The organism is Microbacterium sp. T2.11-28 (genome assembly GCF_950097975.1).
Classification (GTDB): Bacteria; Actinomycetota; Actinomycetes; order Actinomycetales; family Microbacteriaceae; genus Microbacterium.
This window is the reverse complement of sequence record NZ_CATNHF010000001.1, coordinates 436357-450914: the sequence shown is the minus strand read 5'-3', so window position 1 is coordinate 450914 and position 14558 is coordinate 436357. Positions and strand designations below refer to the sequence as shown.

The 14558-nt window shown below is 67.3% G+C and carries 18 protein-coding genes; 13 read left to right on the top strand and 5 right to left on the bottom strand.

All coding sequences use genetic code 11. The annotated features are described in order from the left end of the window. Positions 1–60: 60 nt before the first annotated feature. A complete protein-coding gene (locus QQZ13_RS02270; RefSeq protein WP_284527500.1) occupies positions 61–885 on the bottom strand; it encodes a formate/nitrite transporter family protein in 825 nt (274 codons plus the stop codon). 180 nt (positions 886–1065) lie between these two features. Here QQZ13_RS02270 and QQZ13_RS02265 point away from each other — a divergent pair, with 180 nt between their 5' ends. The 13 genes from QQZ13_RS02265 to QQZ13_RS02205 all read left to right on the top strand — a co-directional run bounded on the left by QQZ13_RS02265 (position 1066) and on the right by QQZ13_RS02205 (position 10991). After that, the gene (locus QQZ13_RS02265; RefSeq protein ID WP_284527499.1) at positions 1066–1320 is read left to right on the top strand and encodes a hypothetical protein; all 255 of its coding nucleotides are present in this window, start codon (positions 1066–1068) and stop codon (positions 1318–1320) included. Between the two features lie 10 nt (positions 1321–1330). Beyond that, on the top strand, positions 1331–2014 hold the full coding sequence (locus QQZ13_RS02260) for a hypothetical protein (RefSeq protein WP_284527498.1): 684 nt from the start codon (positions 1331–1333) through the stop codon (positions 2012–2014). A gap of 332 nt (positions 2015–2346) precedes the next feature. Then, positions 2347–2913: a hypothetical protein gene (locus QQZ13_RS02255; RefSeq protein WP_284527497.1), complete on the top strand. Its 567-nt coding sequence runs from the start codon at positions 2347–2349 to the stop codon at positions 2911–2913. Between the two features lie 255 nt (positions 2914–3168). Continuing rightward, a complete protein-coding gene (locus QQZ13_RS02250; RefSeq protein WP_284527496.1) occupies positions 3169–3504 on the top strand; it encodes a hypothetical protein in 336 nt (111 codons plus the stop codon). 133 nt (positions 3505–3637) lie between these two features. Further along, complete coding sequence (locus tag QQZ13_RS02245; protein ID WP_284527495.1) at positions 3638–4798, top strand: CpaF family protein; 1161 nt, start codon at positions 3638–3640, stop codon at positions 4796–4798. After that, the gene (locus QQZ13_RS02240) at positions 4795–5652 is read left to right on the top strand and encodes a type II secretion system F family protein (protein ID WP_284527494.1); all 858 of its coding nucleotides are present in this window, start codon (positions 4795–4797) and stop codon (positions 5650–5652) included. Before QQZ13_RS02245 ends, QQZ13_RS02240 begins: the two co-directional genes overlap by 4 nt. Then, positions 5649–6560, top strand: coding sequence for a type II secretion system F family protein (locus QQZ13_RS02235; RefSeq protein WP_284527493.1), 912 nt, complete (start codon positions 5649–5651; stop codon positions 6558–6560). The genes QQZ13_RS02240 and QQZ13_RS02235 overlap by 4 nt, the downstream gene beginning before the upstream one ends. A gap of 686 nt (positions 6561–7246) precedes the next feature. Beyond that, positions 7247–7903 (top strand): hypothetical protein, encoded by a 657-nt coding sequence (locus tag QQZ13_RS02230; protein ID WP_284527492.1) that lies wholly within the window; start codon positions 7247–7249, stop codon positions 7901–7903. A gap of 94 nt (positions 7904–7997) precedes the next feature. Next, entirely contained in the window at positions 7998–8606 is a 609-nt protein-coding gene (locus QQZ13_RS02225; protein ID WP_284527491.1) for a hypothetical protein, read from the top strand. Further along, a complete protein-coding gene (locus tag QQZ13_RS02220) occupies positions 8590–9189 on the top strand; it encodes a hypothetical protein (RefSeq protein WP_284527490.1) in 600 nt (199 codons plus the stop codon). Before QQZ13_RS02225 ends, QQZ13_RS02220 begins: the two co-directional genes overlap by 17 nt. A gap of 4 nt (positions 9190–9193) precedes the next feature. Next, on the top strand, positions 9194–9589 hold the full coding sequence (locus QQZ13_RS02215; protein ID WP_284527489.1) for a hypothetical protein: 396 nt from the start codon (positions 9194–9196) through the stop codon (positions 9587–9589). Further along, positions 9586–9972 carry a hypothetical protein gene (locus QQZ13_RS02210; protein ID WP_284527488.1) on the top strand — a complete coding sequence of 129 codons (387 nt, stop codon included), beginning with the start codon at positions 9586–9588 and terminating at the stop codon, positions 9970–9972. Before QQZ13_RS02215 ends, QQZ13_RS02210 begins: the two co-directional genes overlap by 4 nt. 419 nt (positions 9973–10391) lie before the next feature. Continuing rightward, a complete protein-coding gene (locus tag QQZ13_RS02205) occupies positions 10392–10991 on the top strand; it encodes a recombinase family protein (protein ID WP_284527487.1) in 600 nt (199 codons plus the stop codon). Positions 10992–11149: 158 nt separating this feature from the next. On the opposite strand, the gene QQZ13_RS02200 is transcribed toward QQZ13_RS02205, so the two are convergent. The 4 genes from QQZ13_RS02200 to QQZ13_RS02185 all read right to left on the bottom strand — a co-directional run bounded on the left by QQZ13_RS02200 (position 11150) and on the right by QQZ13_RS02185 (position 14532). Then, complete coding sequence (locus tag QQZ13_RS02200) at positions 11150–12061, bottom strand: XamI family restriction endonuclease (protein WP_284527486.1); 912 nt, start codon at positions 12059–12061, stop codon at positions 11150–11152. A 3-nt stretch (positions 12062–12064) separates the two neighbouring features. Further along, the gene (locus tag QQZ13_RS02195; protein ID WP_284527485.1) at positions 12065–13663 is read right to left on the bottom strand and encodes an N-6 DNA methylase; all 1599 of its coding nucleotides are present in this window, start codon (positions 13661–13663) and stop codon (positions 12065–12067) included. A 62-nt stretch (positions 13664–13725) separates the two neighbouring features. Continuing rightward, positions 13726–14034: a hypothetical protein gene (locus QQZ13_RS02190; protein WP_284527484.1), complete on the bottom strand. Its 309-nt coding sequence runs from the start codon at positions 14032–14034 to the stop codon at positions 13726–13728. Positions 14035–14139: 105 nt separating this feature from the next. Beyond that, positions 14140–14532, bottom strand: a complete 393-nt coding sequence (locus QQZ13_RS02185; protein ID WP_284527483.1) for a hypothetical protein — start codon at positions 14530–14532, stop codon at positions 14140–14142. Positions 14533–14558: the final 26 nt, after the last annotated feature.

Below are 14558 nucleotides of genomic sequence, written 5' to 3'. Positions count from 1 at the left end.
ATTCTACCGACGGGCACCGCAAGCGCGTGACGTCCCGGGCCTGCGAATCCGCCGGGTGCGTCAGGCGTGCAGGCGTGCCGTTGCGGGGGACTCGGCGCCGGCGCGATCGCGGCGCGGCGAGCCCGCGATGATCCAGTAGGCGACTCCGACGAACAGTCCGCCGCCGACGAGGTTGCCGAGCCCCACCCAGAGCACGTTGGCGGCGAACAGCGACCACGTGGCATCCGCGTAGCCGCCGAAGAGGCCGATGCCGTAGGTCGTCATGTTCGCGACGACGTGCTCGAAGCCGGAACTGATGAAGGCGAGGATCGCCGCGAAGATGAGGAGGATCTTGGCGACGTCCGAGGCGACGCGCGACGCCATCCACACCGCGAGGCAGACGAGCAGGTTGCAGAGGATGCCGCGGACGAAGAGCTCCAGCGGCGCCTCGTGGGCCTTCGCCGTCAGCATGTCCTGGAGCATCACGCCCGCCGGCGCGTTGCTGTGCAGCACACCCGAGGCGACGATGAGCGCCGCGAACACCAAGGCCCCGACGAGGTTCGCCGCGACCGTCGCGAGGAGGGTGCCGGCCGCAGGCCAGGGGCGGATCGCCCGCATGAGCGCGCCCTGGGGGAGCACCATCATCGCCGAGGTGGCCAGGTCGCCGCCGGCGAACACGACGAGGGTCAGCGCGACGCCGAAGACGAGTCCGCTGACGAGCTTGCCGAGTCCGGTGCCCGCCTCGATGAGCGGGCCGGCGGTCGCGACCATGAGGACGACGCCGATGCCGATGTAGGCGCCGGCCAGCATGCCCGACACGAGGAAGCGGCCGGGGGAGCGCACCGCCTCGGTCTTGTGGATCGCCGCATCGGCTTGCGCCTCGAGTGCCTCGGGGATGCTGAGCATCGCACCCGCTCCTTCCGCGGAACGACGTCCGCCGAGGCGAATCTAGCGGGACCACGGGCGTCCGGGCTCGCATTCGGGCTGTGGAAAACTCCGGCGGGTCGTGGCCGGGGACCGGCAGGATGCCAGGCAAGTTCTCCCAATGTGTGGTTGAAGGATTCGAACCGAAACGGCGAGGACGACATGAAGCTGGCGCCGATCCCGATGGATTGGTACAACTGGCGCTACGCCGAGGTGCGGATGAACGACGCGATGCTTGACCCGATGAGCACCTCTAAGCGCAAGCTCGTGGTCCTGCACGAGATGCTGCACGGCTACGGGCTACGTGATCTCGTCACCCCCGCCAACAAGCCTCGGGTCATGTACCAGTTCAGGTCGGGCTGGACTGCGACAGGACTTACGGCTGCGGAGAACGCGGTCCTGGTTGCAAAGTACTAGGGAGTATCCGATGCGAGCTTCATTCACTTTCCTCGCCGTACTGGGCGCGAGCATCGTGCTCGCGGGATGTGCCGCGACCGTTCAGGCGACCTCCGAACCCACTTCCTCGATCGGGCCAGCGGCCGAATCGCCGACCACACAGGAAACGTTCGCTCCCGATGCGGAGATGGCGACCGTTCAAGGATCGTGGTCGTTCGATGTGTCCGACGCGGGCGAGGTCGTCAGGGACGCGGACGTCGTGCTTGTCGCGCGCGTCACCGCCATCGATGCGATGGCCACATTCGATTTCGCCAAGGGTGGCACACCCAAAACAGGCGTGACGGTCGAAACCAGCAGCGTCCTGAAAGGCGAGGCCCCGACTGGCGACCGACTCTTCGTTCCTGGCGGCACAGTGACGCTGCAGCAAGTGTTCGAGTCCGACTTCGCGGACAGCACCGAGAAGAACGGCATCGCCGCGAAGTCGGAAATGGAACGCCGTGCGACCACCGTCCAGTACGTCTCCGAGGAACCGGTCCGACTCGTGACCGGCGAGGAGTACCTCTTCATGCTCCGCCATCCCGCAGAGCCGAACTACTTCGTGGTCGCGGCCGACGGTTACGGCGTCTTCGAGAAGACTTCGGAAGGCTTCTTCAACTCCATCACGAAGCGAACCCTCACCATCAGTGAGATCGAGAGTCTGATCCGCGAACCGTGACTCGCCACACCTTCTGAACAGGCGTGAGCATGAGCTCGCGCGCGGCGCGGGCAAGATCGGGTGCTTGAGGACTCCCTTCGACGAAGAGAATCGTTCCCTCGGCCTGAACATCGTCACGCAGCTGAAGGACACCTACTGAATTGAACGCTCACTCAAGGATCACCTCCATAGTCACCACCACCGTGATCGCTCTTGCGCTGACCGGGTGTGCGGTTGTTCCGGCCGGGCTGAGTACTGCAAGCGCAACCCCGGCGGTCTCGTCCTTGGCGGGATACGAGACAGTGATGTCGGAAGGCTTGGATGCTCTTCCGTCTGAGACACTCACCGACTGGGTGAGCTACGCCGACACTGTGGTCGTCGTGCGCGTCACCGGTGAGTCGCGCGGGGAGTTGACGCGCGACGAGGAGCAAGCTGGCGAGGGGTTGAAACTTCGCTACGTAACCCTCGAGGTTGTCGACACGGTCTGGGTCGGACCGCGTGGCCTGGCACCCCCGGGTGAGATCACGCTCTCTCCAAACGCGTGGGTCGTCAGCGCAGGGGAAGATCGCTTGCTCGTCTTCGCCGAGGCAGCTCGCATGGAGGTCGGGCGGGCCTATCTGGTTCCGCTCGTTCACGACGACGCTTTCGACCCGGCCTGGCAAGCACTATCGATCACGGCCGTCTTGCCCTTCGATGACGCCGTCGTTGGCCAGGGCGAAGTTCTCTTTGACGAGACCGGCACCGAAGCAGCGCAAGAAGAACTTTCGCAAGCGGTCCAAACCCTATGGGGCCTGGGTCGCGACGAAGTAGCCCGGTCGCTGTCTTCCACCTCGCCGGACGCGGCCGCGAAGGAACTGTTCTCACTCCCGCCGACTGATCGCTTCCGCGAGGTGCAGAAGGCGACGGGTGAGACCGAGTAAGCAGCCCCGTGAGGCTCGCGAGGTGCTTGTCGAGCGAGGTCGACGGGTTCGCGAACCCGGGTGCTCGCGGACGATCAGTGGCATCGGACCAGAGCCGGCGGGCCGTCGCGGCCATCGGGATGAATGCGTCCATCAATGATTCGACGGTGACCAAGCTGCGTAGCAGCAACGACACGACGTGCTTTTGGCGTGGTGGCCACTTTCCCGTCAGCCGGATACTGCACCGGGACCGAGTAGCGGGGGAAGGAGTCCCTGGTGAGCTACCAAAGTTGGCTGCTTGCGGCGATGAGAGAGGCCTTCATCGTTGAGGGCACTCCTCCCGGCCCATTCACCCTGCGAGAAATTGACGGTTCGCGAAGATCGGTAAGTCTCACGGCGCAGGAAGAAGATGTCAGAGCCTGCGTATTGGCACTTGCATCGGATGGATTGGCTGCATTGGGCGCCATTGCCGGAGACGATAGTGGTGAGTCTGCAGGTATGGGTCTGCTTGCCGTTCACATAGAAGAGCTTGTTGCCTCTGACTCCGATATGACGGGCATCGTCGTGAGTGCCACCGGTCTTCGGCACCAAACACAGGCGACCCACGAATGAAGGGGAGCATCGCGCCCAACAGTGGGGCGATGCTCCCCATCTGTCCACGCGGAACCTGACCGGCGACCAGATGCGCACTCGGGCTGTGGAAAACTCCGGCGGGTCCTGGGCGGGGACCGGCAGGATGCCAGACATGCCCCTGTCGATTGATGCCGTCGATGCCGTCACGCGAACGGTGGCCGAGCGGGTGCGGGACCGTCTGCGCGCCGAGCAGACCGACCCTTCGCGGCATCCCGAACGGGCGGCGCAGATCGCCGCCATGGAGGTGCGCACCCACAACGACTACGCCCTCGCGCGCGGCGCGTCGCTGGTGGAAGACGAGGGTGCGCTCGTGCGCGATGTGCTGGCGAGCGTGTCAGGGTACGGGCCGCTGCAGGCGCTTCTCGACGACCCCACCGTCGAGGAGATCTGGATCAATGCGCCCGACCGGGTGTTCTGCGCCCGCGACGGCCGCACCCAGCATGTCGCCGTCGCGCTGACCGACATCGCCGTCCGCGACCTCGTCGAGCGGATGCTCCACGCCACCGGACGCCGCGTCGACCTCTCGCAGCCGTTCGTCGACGCGTCGCTGCCGGACGGCTCGCGGCTCCACGTCGTCATCCCTGACATCACGCGTCGCCACTGGGCCGTCAACATCCGCAAGTTCGTGCCGCATCGTCGAACGCTGGATGATCTGGTCGACGGCGGGGCGCTCCCCGCGACCGTTGCGGACTTGCTGACGACGGCGATGGGTGACGGTCGCAGCGTGCTCGTGTCGGGCGCCACCCACGCCGGCAAGACGACGTTGCTGGCGGCGCTCATCGGGACATGCCCCGCGCATCAGCGCATCGTCACCGTCGAGGAGACGTTCGAACTCGCGGTGCGGGCTGCGGATGTCGTGGCGCTGCAGGGGCGTCAGCCGAGTCTGGAGGGGACGGGAGAGGTCACACTCCGCCGTCTCGTGAAGGAGGCGCTCCGCATGCGACCCGATCGGCTGGTGATCGGCGAGGTGCGCGACGCGGAAGCCCTGGACCTGCTCCTGGCGCTCAACACCGGCGTGCCGGGTGCGGCCACGATCCATGCCAGCTCCGCGTCCGAAGCGCTGCGGAAGCTCGCCGCGCTGCCGCTCCTGGCCGGCCGCAACATCACGTCGGACTTCGTTCTTCCCGCCATCGCCGCTGCGGTGGATCTGGTCGTGCACTGCGGACGACGGCACGACGGCCGGCGCGTCGTGGCCGAGGTGGTCGAGGTCACCGGGGAGCTCGCCGCCGGCAGCGTCGCGACGCGCACGCTGTACCGAGGCGGGCTGCAGTGATCGTCGTCCTCGGAGGGCTCCTCGCAGCCGGCATCCTCCTTTCGCTGGCCCCGTGGCTGTGGCCGGTCGAAGAAGGTCGGCCGGCGGAGTCCTCCGACGGCCGCCTCCGACGGCTTCTTGACGCCGCAGGATTCGCCCATGCCCCGTCCGCTCGGCTGCCGGTCGTGGCCACGGCGACCGGCGCGACCGCTGCCGCGATCGGATGGCTGGGCACCGGGGTGGTCGTGCTGGCCGTCCTCGCGGGAACGGCCGGGGTGATGACGCCGTTCGCGTGGTTGCGTGCCCGCGCCCGGCGGCTGCGACGGTCGCGCCGGGTCCTGTGGCCGGACGTGTGCGAACTGCTCGTCGCGTCCGTACGTGCGGGGATGCCGCTGCCGGACTCCGTCGCCGCCCTCGCGTCGTCGGGACCGCCCGCGCTGCGGCCCGCATTCGTCCAGTTCGCCGCCGATCTGTCCGCCTCGGGACACTTCGATTCGGCCGCACTGCGAGCCAAGGCCGCCATCGGCGACCCCGTCGGAGACAGGATCATCGAGACGCTGCGCATGGCGCGGCAGGTCGGCGGGACCGAGCTCACGACAGTCCTGCGCTCCCTGGCGGCATCGGTGCGGGCCGATGCGGCGCTTCGCGGTGAGGTCGAAGCCCGTCAGTCGTGGATTCGCGGAGCCGCCGTCCTCGGCGTCGTGGCACCGTGGGTCGTGCTGGCGCTCCTCGCGACGCGGCCCGAGGGCGCGCGCGCCTACGCCTCGGTCGAAGGCGTGATCCTCATCCTCGCGGGTGCGGGTGTGTCGGTCGTCGCCTATCGGCTGATGATGAGGCTCGGGCGGCTGCCGGAGCCTCAGCGGTGGTTCGGATGACCGGGTTCAGCGAGCTGGCCACGGCCATCGTGCTGGGCGGCGCACTCGCCGCGGGCCTGCTCCTGACGGTCTCCCGCGTGCCGCGATGGGGTGCGTCGTCGCTCGTGCAACGGATCGCACCTTACCTGCGGGACATCGGCGACCCGCGCGGACTCACGCCGGTGGCGGCGATGCCGCCCGGTGCCGGTCTGCGGGCACGCATGGCCGCGTTGCTCGCGCGGGGCACGGATGGGCTGGCGCGACGTCTCGCGCAGGCCGGCTCGCCGCTGAGTGCGGTGTCGTTCCGGGCGCGCCAGTTGGGGTGGACGATCGCCGGGGTGGTGGGCGGCGCGGTGGTCGCGGTCGTCGCCGCGGTGGCGAATGGCGGCGGTGCCGGGGCTGCGCTTCTCGCTCCGTTGCTCGGAGTCGGCGCGGCCGTCGGCTATGACTCGCGACTCGGGCGCGCGGCGGCACGGCGCAAGGCGCGGATCGAAGAGGAGCTGCCGACGGTGCTGGAGTTCCTCTCCCTCTGTCTGTCCGCGGGTGAAGGGCTTCGCGACGCCCTCCACCGGGTGGGCGAGGTGGGTACCGGAGAACTCACCCGCGAGCTGCGCCGTGCCGTTCTCGACACCGGGACCGGCTCGAGCCTCGCCGACGCGCTGCGCGCGGTCGCCCAGCGTCTGGATGTCGCGTCCCTCAGTCGCGCCGTCGACCACCTGGTCGCGGCGATCGACCGCGGCGCGCCTCTCGCGCAGGTGCTCCAGGATCAGGCGATCGACGCTCGCGACGACGCGAAGCGCGCATTGATCGAACTCGCGGGGCGCAAGGAGATCGCGATGCTCCTGCCGCTCGTATTCCTCCTGCTGCCGCTGTCGGTCCTCTTCGCCGTGTTCCCCGGGGTCGTCATGCTGCGGCTGGGAGTGCAGTGATGGCGCCGTACCGGACCACCGGCGACAACCGGCCAGAAGACGTTCACAGGAAGAAGGAGATGGCGTGAAACAGCTCGATGTCAGTCAGAAGTGTCGGAACGCATGGGGGAGGCTGAGGGACGACGAGCGCGGCGACGTGCCGGGCTGGGCTGTCATTGCCAAGCACATATGACAAAAGTGGCCCGCGTCGTCGCTCGTGACGTGCTCCAGCTCGACGGCGAGCGCATCACTGCGTGGAGTCCTTCGGCCTGATTCCGGAAACGAAGCGGGGCAGGAAGTCCCGGTTCGTCTGGTCAAGCTCGCGGTAGAATCGTGGCGGCTCTTGGTTGAGACCTCGCCCCGTCCGACTCATCATCGGGCGGGGCATTCCCTTGCTCGGGGGAGTGCACAGTAACTAGCAGTTGCTCGGGAGAGTGCACAGTAACTTAGCCATACCCCCGGAGGGGGTGCACTGCACCCGCTGGGGCTCTTGGAGCACACGTCACGCGCTACTGCGAGCACACGTCACGCGCTACGGCCCAAAGGCGAAACCGACGCTGACGCGCCTTCGGTGGGATACTGGACCCGATGCGCGGTCTCGTCGCAATCCAGCGACAGGGACGCCCGTAGGAGGCTACGGGCGGGCATCCACGGTTCCGCCGACCCGTTGGATGATGCGAAGGCGATTCTCAACCGCTGGAGCCCCGATGACTCTTCACCGACCCGACCGCGCCGACATCCCCACAGGGGACACCTACCAATACGTGGTGGAGTGCTACCTCTCGTCGCGAGGGTTGCACGCTCTCAACCGACGTCACCTCGCCCAGCTCAGGCGGGGCCACGTGCGCCCGCTCGACACTCGAAACGCGCTCGACGTCGCGGCGCTGGAGCGTTGGCTCCAGCTCGTGGCGGATGTCGAGTTCGGCCACGAGTACGCCGACCCCGCGCACCCCCACGGGATGCGCAAGGGCTTGGTGCTGGACTCCGACAAGCTGTCGGCCAGGATGCGCGAGCGGGCTGTCTGGGTGCTCCGCCACTGGGACAAGACCAAGGTGGAGCGGCGCTCCGCTGGGGGTCGCCACGGGCGAGCGAACGGCGTTCGGAAGGGTCCGCCGCCGAAGTTCGGAGTCCGGGACATCTTGCCCCACTACGGACTTCCGCCCACCGAGCGCAAGGCTCGCGTCATGGCTGAGACCGGGATGAGCGAGAGCATGTTCTACAAGCTCATGCGCCAGGTGCCCGCCGCGCTGGCGCGCATCGAAGAGCGCCGGGCCACGGCGATAGACCCGCTCGACGGGCTCGACCCTGACGCCTTCCTCCGGGGTGAGGACACACCGCTACGAGCTACGTCGCGTGCCGCGTAACGTAGTCCGACCCGGACCTCCGAGGCTTACGTTATGCGCTACGACCAGGGTTTTTCTATTCGACAAGTGCATCGAGTCGTGCTTCAATCCCTGTATGACCACGCCGCTGAGCACGAGAAACACCTACGGGCGTTCCTGCCTGTGCTGTGCTCACGACCACGCCGATGAGCTGGATCTTCTCCTAGCTCAGGGAGCGTCGATAAACGACGTATCGCGCCGCTTCGGGGTGTCTGGCGATTCGATCCGCCGTCATCTGAACTTCCACCTGAAGCCCGCGCTCGCCGCCGCGATCAAGGCCGCACCTGAGATGAGACCGGCCAGCTTCGTGGAGCGAGTGCTTGCCGTCGCCAATGACGCACAGCGTGCCCGCCGCGCCGCCTACCAGACCGGCAACAGTTGGTTGGCGGCGCGCCTCGGAGATTCCGAGCTGAAGGCGCTTGGCGTCCTCAGTGACAGGTTGGGAATCTCCCACGACGACGCCGCCAACGACCTACGGGATGCCGCCAGCATCGCCAGGGTGATGGGCCAGCTCGTGCGCTCTCATCCTCAGCTTGCCGACGTCATCGCGGATGCCTTCGGGAGCGATGACCGACCCGACCTCGCCGATGAGATCCGAGCACAGGCCAGCAAGGCCCGCGTGCTCACGATTCCGGAAACGTCCCACCCTGCTGGATTGGAGCCCTCCCATGGGAAAACTGAGTGACCGCTTCGCAGATCCCGAGCCCGACGAGCTGGACGCGATCCTTGCCGCCGACGACGCCAGCTCGACGCCGACCGCGCCGCGCCTTCCCGTGCCCGGTGATCGGTTCCACTGCCTCGTGACCGGCACCATGATTGGCTCGGGCTCGAAGTCGTTCGGAGCATCCAGTCACGTTTTGACGCGCGGGCAGGTAGTCACCGTGACCGCCGACCTTCTCGAAGGCGCGCGAGATCGGTTCGGGAACCTGACCGGCTGGCCGACGTGGCTTCACGACGAAGCGGAGCAGGTACGGCGGTTCGGTCGGGCCCTGCTCGCGCCGGGACCGGCACCCGAAGGCCTTCAGCGATGGACCTACGGCGACGCTGAATGGCAAGACGCCAGAGCGCGGGCTCGCGCCGCCGCGTGGGCGGAGACCGACCCTGACGAGCGGTCCGCGAAGCTGGCAGAGCTGGAGCGCGTCTATGGTCCCGCCGCGCTGACGAGCCAGACAACGGCGATCTACAAGCGGGGCGAGCACCCCACCGAACGCGCCGCTGAAGCTCAGGAAGAGCGGTTCGCTCGTGCTCGTGCTCGTGGGGAGCGATGAGGCCATGACCACCGCGAAGACCGACCGCGACCGCACGGTGAGCAACCGTCGCCGCGCTCACGAGTTCCGCGAGTTGACGGCCTACTTCCTCGCCCACGAGACCGACCGCCCCGTGACCTATCGCCCCGTCATCCGTGGGGTGCCTCGCTCGATCACCGAAGAGCTGGAGCCTCGCTCCGACGTCAACGGATACGCCCGCGCGTCGATCCTCACCCGCGCGGACTACGCCCTGGACGTCTCGGGGTCAGTGCGCGCCGCCGTCGAAGCCGCCGACCACGACGGACGGGCGTTCGGCTTCGTCATCGCCCGCAAGAGCGGCGCGGGCATAGCCGACGCCTACGCGATGACCGACCTACGCACCCTGGCCCACATCCTGAGCACTCTGGAGCCGCGACCATGACGCCGACCTACACCCCAGACCGTCCGAGCGTCATCGGCGCTCCCACGGGGCGCACAGCGCCCGCCAGCACCCCGCCGCCGCCCGCCAAGGCGTCGAAGCCCCACGCGCTGAGGTTCGATCCACAGTACGGCGCGCCGACGTTCACGGGCGAAGCCGCGTTCGTGCTCATCGGTGCGAAGCGCTACGGCCTTCCGCTGGGCTCGCAAGTCGCCTTCCCAGACGATGAGGCCGGGGGCGTCGTGCTCGTGCTCGTGCCCGCCAGCGACGGCGCGCCCCGGCTTCACATGCTGACTGCGCTGGGCGAAGTGACCAACCTCACAGCGCGCGCCGTCGCCGGGCTCTCGGACATCTGGTTCGGCATCGACGCCCGACCGCCCACCTGAGCCGCCGCACGGGGGCGCGGTGTTCATCTCGGGCCTTTCGCATCCCAAGCCCTCGTGCGGCTCCAAATGTCGGTGGCACGGCCTGACCCGCCGTGCATCTTCGCACCGACCGGCTGACCGGCTCCGAGTGAGTGGCCTCATCGAGCAGGTTCGGCCAGACGCCCCCGGCATCCGTCTTCACCTCCTGGGTACGGATGCCGGGGGCGGTCGCCTTCAAGGCCATGCCGCGCTGACCTCGTGGAACCGAGGCGCCTTCGGGTCGATTCTCGAAACGATGTAGCGCGCATCTCTCAAAAACGATGCTCAGATGAGAACGCCGCGAGGGGTCGAAATGGGCGCGAGCTGACGACTAAATGCTCTCTCATAACTCGTACGTTTGAGCGTTGCATAAACGTATGAGTAGATGAGACACTAGACGCATGACGACGACGAGCAAGACCCCGACCGGCACCCGGCTTGGCTACGTGCGCGTGAGCACGGGCAAGCAAGATGAGACGCTCCAGCACGATGCCCTCGACGGCGCGGGCGTGCTGAAGCGGAACCGCTACGCGGACCACGGTGTGAGCGGATCGAAGACGACCCGCCCCGCCCTCGACGCGATGCTCTCCGACGCTCAGCCGGGGGACGTCATCACGGTCTACAAGCTCGACCGGCTCGGGCGCTCGACGGCGCATGTCGCCCAGCTCATCGAAGACCTGACGGCGCGGGGCATCCACGTGCACAGCATCGGCGACGGCCTCGACTCGACCACGAGCACGGGCAAGGCCATGCTCCAGATGCTCGCGATCTTCGCCGAGCTGGAGCGCTCTTTCATCCGCGAGCGCACGACGGCGGGACTCGCCGCCGCCAAGGCTCAGGGGCGCACGGGCGGGCGACCGCGCGTCGCCGACTCGGCGACAGCTCGCAAGGCTCAGACGCTCCGGAACGCGGGCGAGAGGGTGCCCGAGATCGCCAAGACGCTGGGCGTCAGCATCGCGACCGTCTACCGGCTCACGACCTCGGGAAAGGCCACGTCATGATCGCCAAGACTCCCGAGGAGTCGGCGGAACTGTTGCGCCGCCGCCCGATCAACTGGGACGAGCTGGGATCGTCTGAGAAAGACTTGTGGGAGGAGCGGCACCTCCGCGCCATGCGGAAAGCGGCAGACCGTCAGCGGCGCTCAGAGGCTATCTGAGCCCTAGCTCATCGTCGAGTCGATGAACTCGACGAAGGCGTCGAGATCATGCGCCCAGAACAACGTGAGGCCGTCCGCCTGGGCAGACACAAGGTTGTGCACCTTGAAGACGCCCGACAGCATCGCGGCGGGCACGACGTTGTTCACACCGAACTCGTGAATCCAGATCTTCGCCTTGACGGCGGCATCGTTGTTCAGGCGCTTGACGCTGTTGGTAGAGGAGTTGCTCACCTTGCACTCCAGCGGCATCGTCCTACCGTCCCAGAGCCGGATGACGACATCGGCCTTGCGCGTGCCGAACATCGTTTCGGCGCAGAACTCGCCCGGCTCGGGAGCACTCGCCGAGTTCGGGATCGGGCGCGTCGGTACTTCGGTGAATCCCTCAGCGCGTAGCCGCGCCTTGACGGCTTCCTCTTGCTCATCCTTGGACGTGCTCCGCCTCGCGGTCTGTGCGCGCGAGGTCGCGATGATGGAAGTCGTCGAGAGGATCGCACTCTCGCGCTCACCCTCGGTCGGTTCGCGGTCCTCGCCGACCCATGGGAACCGCCGCCGATCCAGAGCCGTCATGACGGCCTCGACGATGCGGCCAGCCATGACGGGATCTTTGCGGAGCACGCTCGGCGCGAGTGACGCATCGGCCAATACTTTGAGGTCATCCTCTGAGATGAAAGGCGAGGCGAGATATCGGATTGCTACGAGCGACTTCTCGTCGGCGACATACTCGACGGCTTGTGCCGAAAGCTGGGAGAGATCGACCGTCCCCTCGATGAGATCCTCGACGGCGGCGCGGTAGTCGTCGAAGATCTCTAGGTACTTCTCCAGCGGCTCGATGAGCCTCTCCTCGCGGAAGATCTCGATTGCCTGTCGAGAGCTTGCTCGGAGTTGGTCCTCGGTCCAGGTCGGGCGGCTCGGCATCGTCTAGACCCCAACCTCGGCGCGCAGTTGCGCGAGATCGGGGATCGTCAGGCGTTCCATCTCGCGCGGCTCAAACTTGGTGAGTCCGCCCGCGTACGTGCGTCCCTGGGACAGTTCGACGGCGGAGCGCAGATGAAGCGCGAGAGCATCCAGCACCACGGGCGACAGCTCCTCGCGGGGATAGAGACCGTGCGCGATGTTGATATGGCGCGCCTCGACATCGTTCAGTACGAACGCGGGCGGGCGTCGCGCCATGTACGTGGCCAGGATGGGAGCGGCCTTGCGCAGTCCCACGCTCCACCATGCGCGCCTATTGGCGGCGACGTAGCCCGCTTGCACGTTGGAGAGCTTCGCCGTCCGCAGGAACCGATTTACGAGCTTCCGATCCTCGGTTGAGAGGGTGTCGAGATCGACGGGCAGGTCGATCACGCGCCGGAGATCTTCCTCATCCGTCAGACGCACGCCCGCCTTGAAGAGTTCGCGAGCCTTGGTCACCGAGGGGAAGAGCACAGACTCGGGCAACTTGACCGCGCCGGGACGCGCGACCCAAACGGCGTTCGCGCCGGTCACGGTGCCACGGTGCACGCGGCACAGCTCGCCGAGTTCGATGTGACCCTCGGGAACCTGTACAGCGGTTCGCATGAGCACCGACCAACGGCTCGACTCTGCGAGGCGTGCCCGCGAGACCTCGGCTCCGAGCCCGAGAGCGCCCAGCGCCTCGACGGACTCGACACGTCGAAGACGCATCGACGGCTCAGCGCCGCCGATCTCGAAGCACGTAATCGCGCCCGTGGTGGTCGCGTCTGCGAACGTCTCAGCCGTGGGGTCGATGACGTGGATCTCGGTTCCGCCGAGCGAGCCGAGGAGCAACTCGCGCAGGACACTGCCGTAGTTGACATCCATCCATTCCGAGCTGGTGATGAACGCGCCGTAATCACCTTCGCGCGCGTGCTCGGCGGTCGCGAGGAAGAAGTGAATGTGAAGCCCCGCGAGCTTGCTCGCCTTGTAGCCCTGACTCAGCGCCGTGGTGACGAGCCACTCTTTCCAGTCGGGGTCGATCTGGTGGTGCCGGACATACGGCGGATTGCCGATGTAAAGCGTCGGGGCCTCGATGCGCGCCAGGTTCGCCGAGCGGTAGTCGCCGAGGATGACCTCGGCACGGTCGGACAGCCCAGCCGCGCGCACGTTCGCGCGGAGCATGAGACCCGAAAGGGGGTCGATCTCCAGCGCCACGAGATCCGCCTCAGGGAATGCGCGAGCCGCCGCCAGCAGGTAGCGTCCAGACCCCGCGCCGGGATCGACGATGCGCCCCGGCTTCGGTCGGCGCGACGCCCACGCGAGCATCGACTCGATGATCGGAGCGGGCGTGTAGGTCTGCCCGAGGGGGCGACGGTCGGCGGCTGACACGATCTCGGCGTATGCGTCTCCGAGTGGGTCGCCACCCGCGAAGATCTCCGCGCCGAGCTTGTCGGCGTCGGGAGCTACTCCGCCGTCTCGGTGCTCCTCGATGAGCGCCCGCTCGGCGTCCGTCAGCGCTTCCGCCTCGACTCCGAGAACGACCGTTGCGCGCACGACATCACCGAGCGTTTGAAGCTGACCCATACCGCCCATTCTGCCCGAGGCGTCAGACGTTACGCGCTAACGACTCGGGAGAGCTGAGCCACTCACCCCTGGGGGAGCGCTCCAGCGGGCACGTGCTGGTGTCCGCGATGCAGACCGCCCGTGATGTGGTTCATCTCGTCCTGGGTCCGACACCCGATCACGCCGGTTACGCGCTCGATGAGATCGGCGCGCGCCGCTTCGGGCGTCGGCCCGTCAAGGCACCGAGCAACCCACTTCCACTCGCCCTCGGGGCTCAGGTAGCAGACACGAGCCCGTGCTCGATAGGTGTCTTTGTCGGTCGGATGAACCGTGATCGAGTGCAACGTGCCGTAGCGGTCTGCGAGGCTCTCGTCGATTCGTGGTCGGCCCATGGGGTCGACTTTACTCGTGGCAGATACCCCGCCCCCGGATTCGGAGACTTCCGCCGCGACTTTTCGCGCCTCAGAATGCGGCTCCGAAAGTCGGATTGCCCGCGCCTACTCGCCCCAGCGCCGCCGACGAAGCTCTTCGGCAACGGTTACCCCGTGCGCGTTGGCCAGCTCACGAAGCAACCTTCCTGCCAGCATCGCGAGCCTGTCGGTAGCCCGCTCCCAGACTCCCGTGGGGTCGCTCTCGCCCGTTAGCTCTTCAAGGTCGGCACGCGCCGCCGCGATCTCTGCCGGGGCTCGGAGGTTGATTCCGTCCAGCGCGAAGGCGTGCGCCGCCACGAGGCCGAAGACCGCTCGCCCTTCGGCTTCTTCGCGCTCAGGGTCGGGCTCAGGGCTCGCGTCGTCGTCTAGCGCCTGAGCGCGCTTCGCAAGCTCGCGGTCGATCCATCCGGCGATTGCCCGCTTCAGCTCTTCGGCTTCCTCGCGTTCGTCGTCATCCATGATCGGCACTCTACGGCGGCTCTGAG

Coding starts and splice junctions, on each gene's coding strand:
- QQZ13_RS02270 (WP_284527500.1), bottom strand. CDS start 885: ATGCTCAGCATCCCCGAGGCACTCGAGGCGCAAGCCGATGCGGCGATC.
- QQZ13_RS02265 (WP_284527499.1), top strand. CDS start 1,066: ATGAAGCTGGCGCCGATCCCGATGGATTGGTACAACTGGCGCTACGCC.
- QQZ13_RS02260 (WP_284527498.1), top strand. CDS start 1,331: ATGCGAGCTTCATTCACTTTCCTCGCCGTACTGGGCGCGAGCATCGTG.
- QQZ13_RS02245 (WP_284527495.1), top strand. CDS start 3,638: ATGCCCCTGTCGATTGATGCCGTCGATGCCGTCACGCGAACGGTGGCC.
- QQZ13_RS02235 (WP_284527493.1), top strand. CDS start 5,649: ATGACCGGGTTCAGCGAGCTGGCCACGGCCATCGTGCTGGGCGGCGCA.
- QQZ13_RS02230 (WP_284527492.1), top strand. CDS start 7,247: ATGACTCTTCACCGACCCGACCGCGCCGACATCCCCACAGGGGACACC.
- QQZ13_RS02225 (WP_284527491.1), top strand. CDS start 7,998: ATGACCACGCCGCTGAGCACGAGAAACACCTACGGGCGTTCCTGCCTG.
- QQZ13_RS02220 (WP_284527490.1), top strand. CDS start 8,590: ATGGGAAAACTGAGTGACCGCTTCGCAGATCCCGAGCCCGACGAGCTG.
- QQZ13_RS02215 (WP_284527489.1), top strand. CDS start 9,194: ATGACCACCGCGAAGACCGACCGCGACCGCACGGTGAGCAACCGTCGC.
- QQZ13_RS02210 (WP_284527488.1), top strand. CDS start 9,586: ATGACGCCGACCTACACCCCAGACCGTCCGAGCGTCATCGGCGCTCCC.
- QQZ13_RS02205 (WP_284527487.1), top strand. CDS start 10,392: ATGACGACGACGAGCAAGACCCCGACCGGCACCCGGCTTGGCTACGTG.
- QQZ13_RS02200 (WP_284527486.1), bottom strand. CDS start 12,061: ATGCCGAGCCGCCCGACCTGGACCGAGGACCAACTCCGAGCAAGCTCT.
- QQZ13_RS02195 (WP_284527485.1), bottom strand. CDS start 13,663: ATGGGTCAGCTTCAAACGCTCGGTGATGTCGTGCGCGCAACGGTCGTT.
- QQZ13_RS02190 (WP_284527484.1), bottom strand. CDS start 14,034: ATGGGCCGACCACGAATCGACGAGAGCCTCGCAGACCGCTACGGCACG.
- QQZ13_RS02185 (WP_284527483.1), bottom strand. CDS start 14,532: ATGGATGACGACGAACGCGAGGAAGCCGAAGAGCTGAAGCGGGCAATC.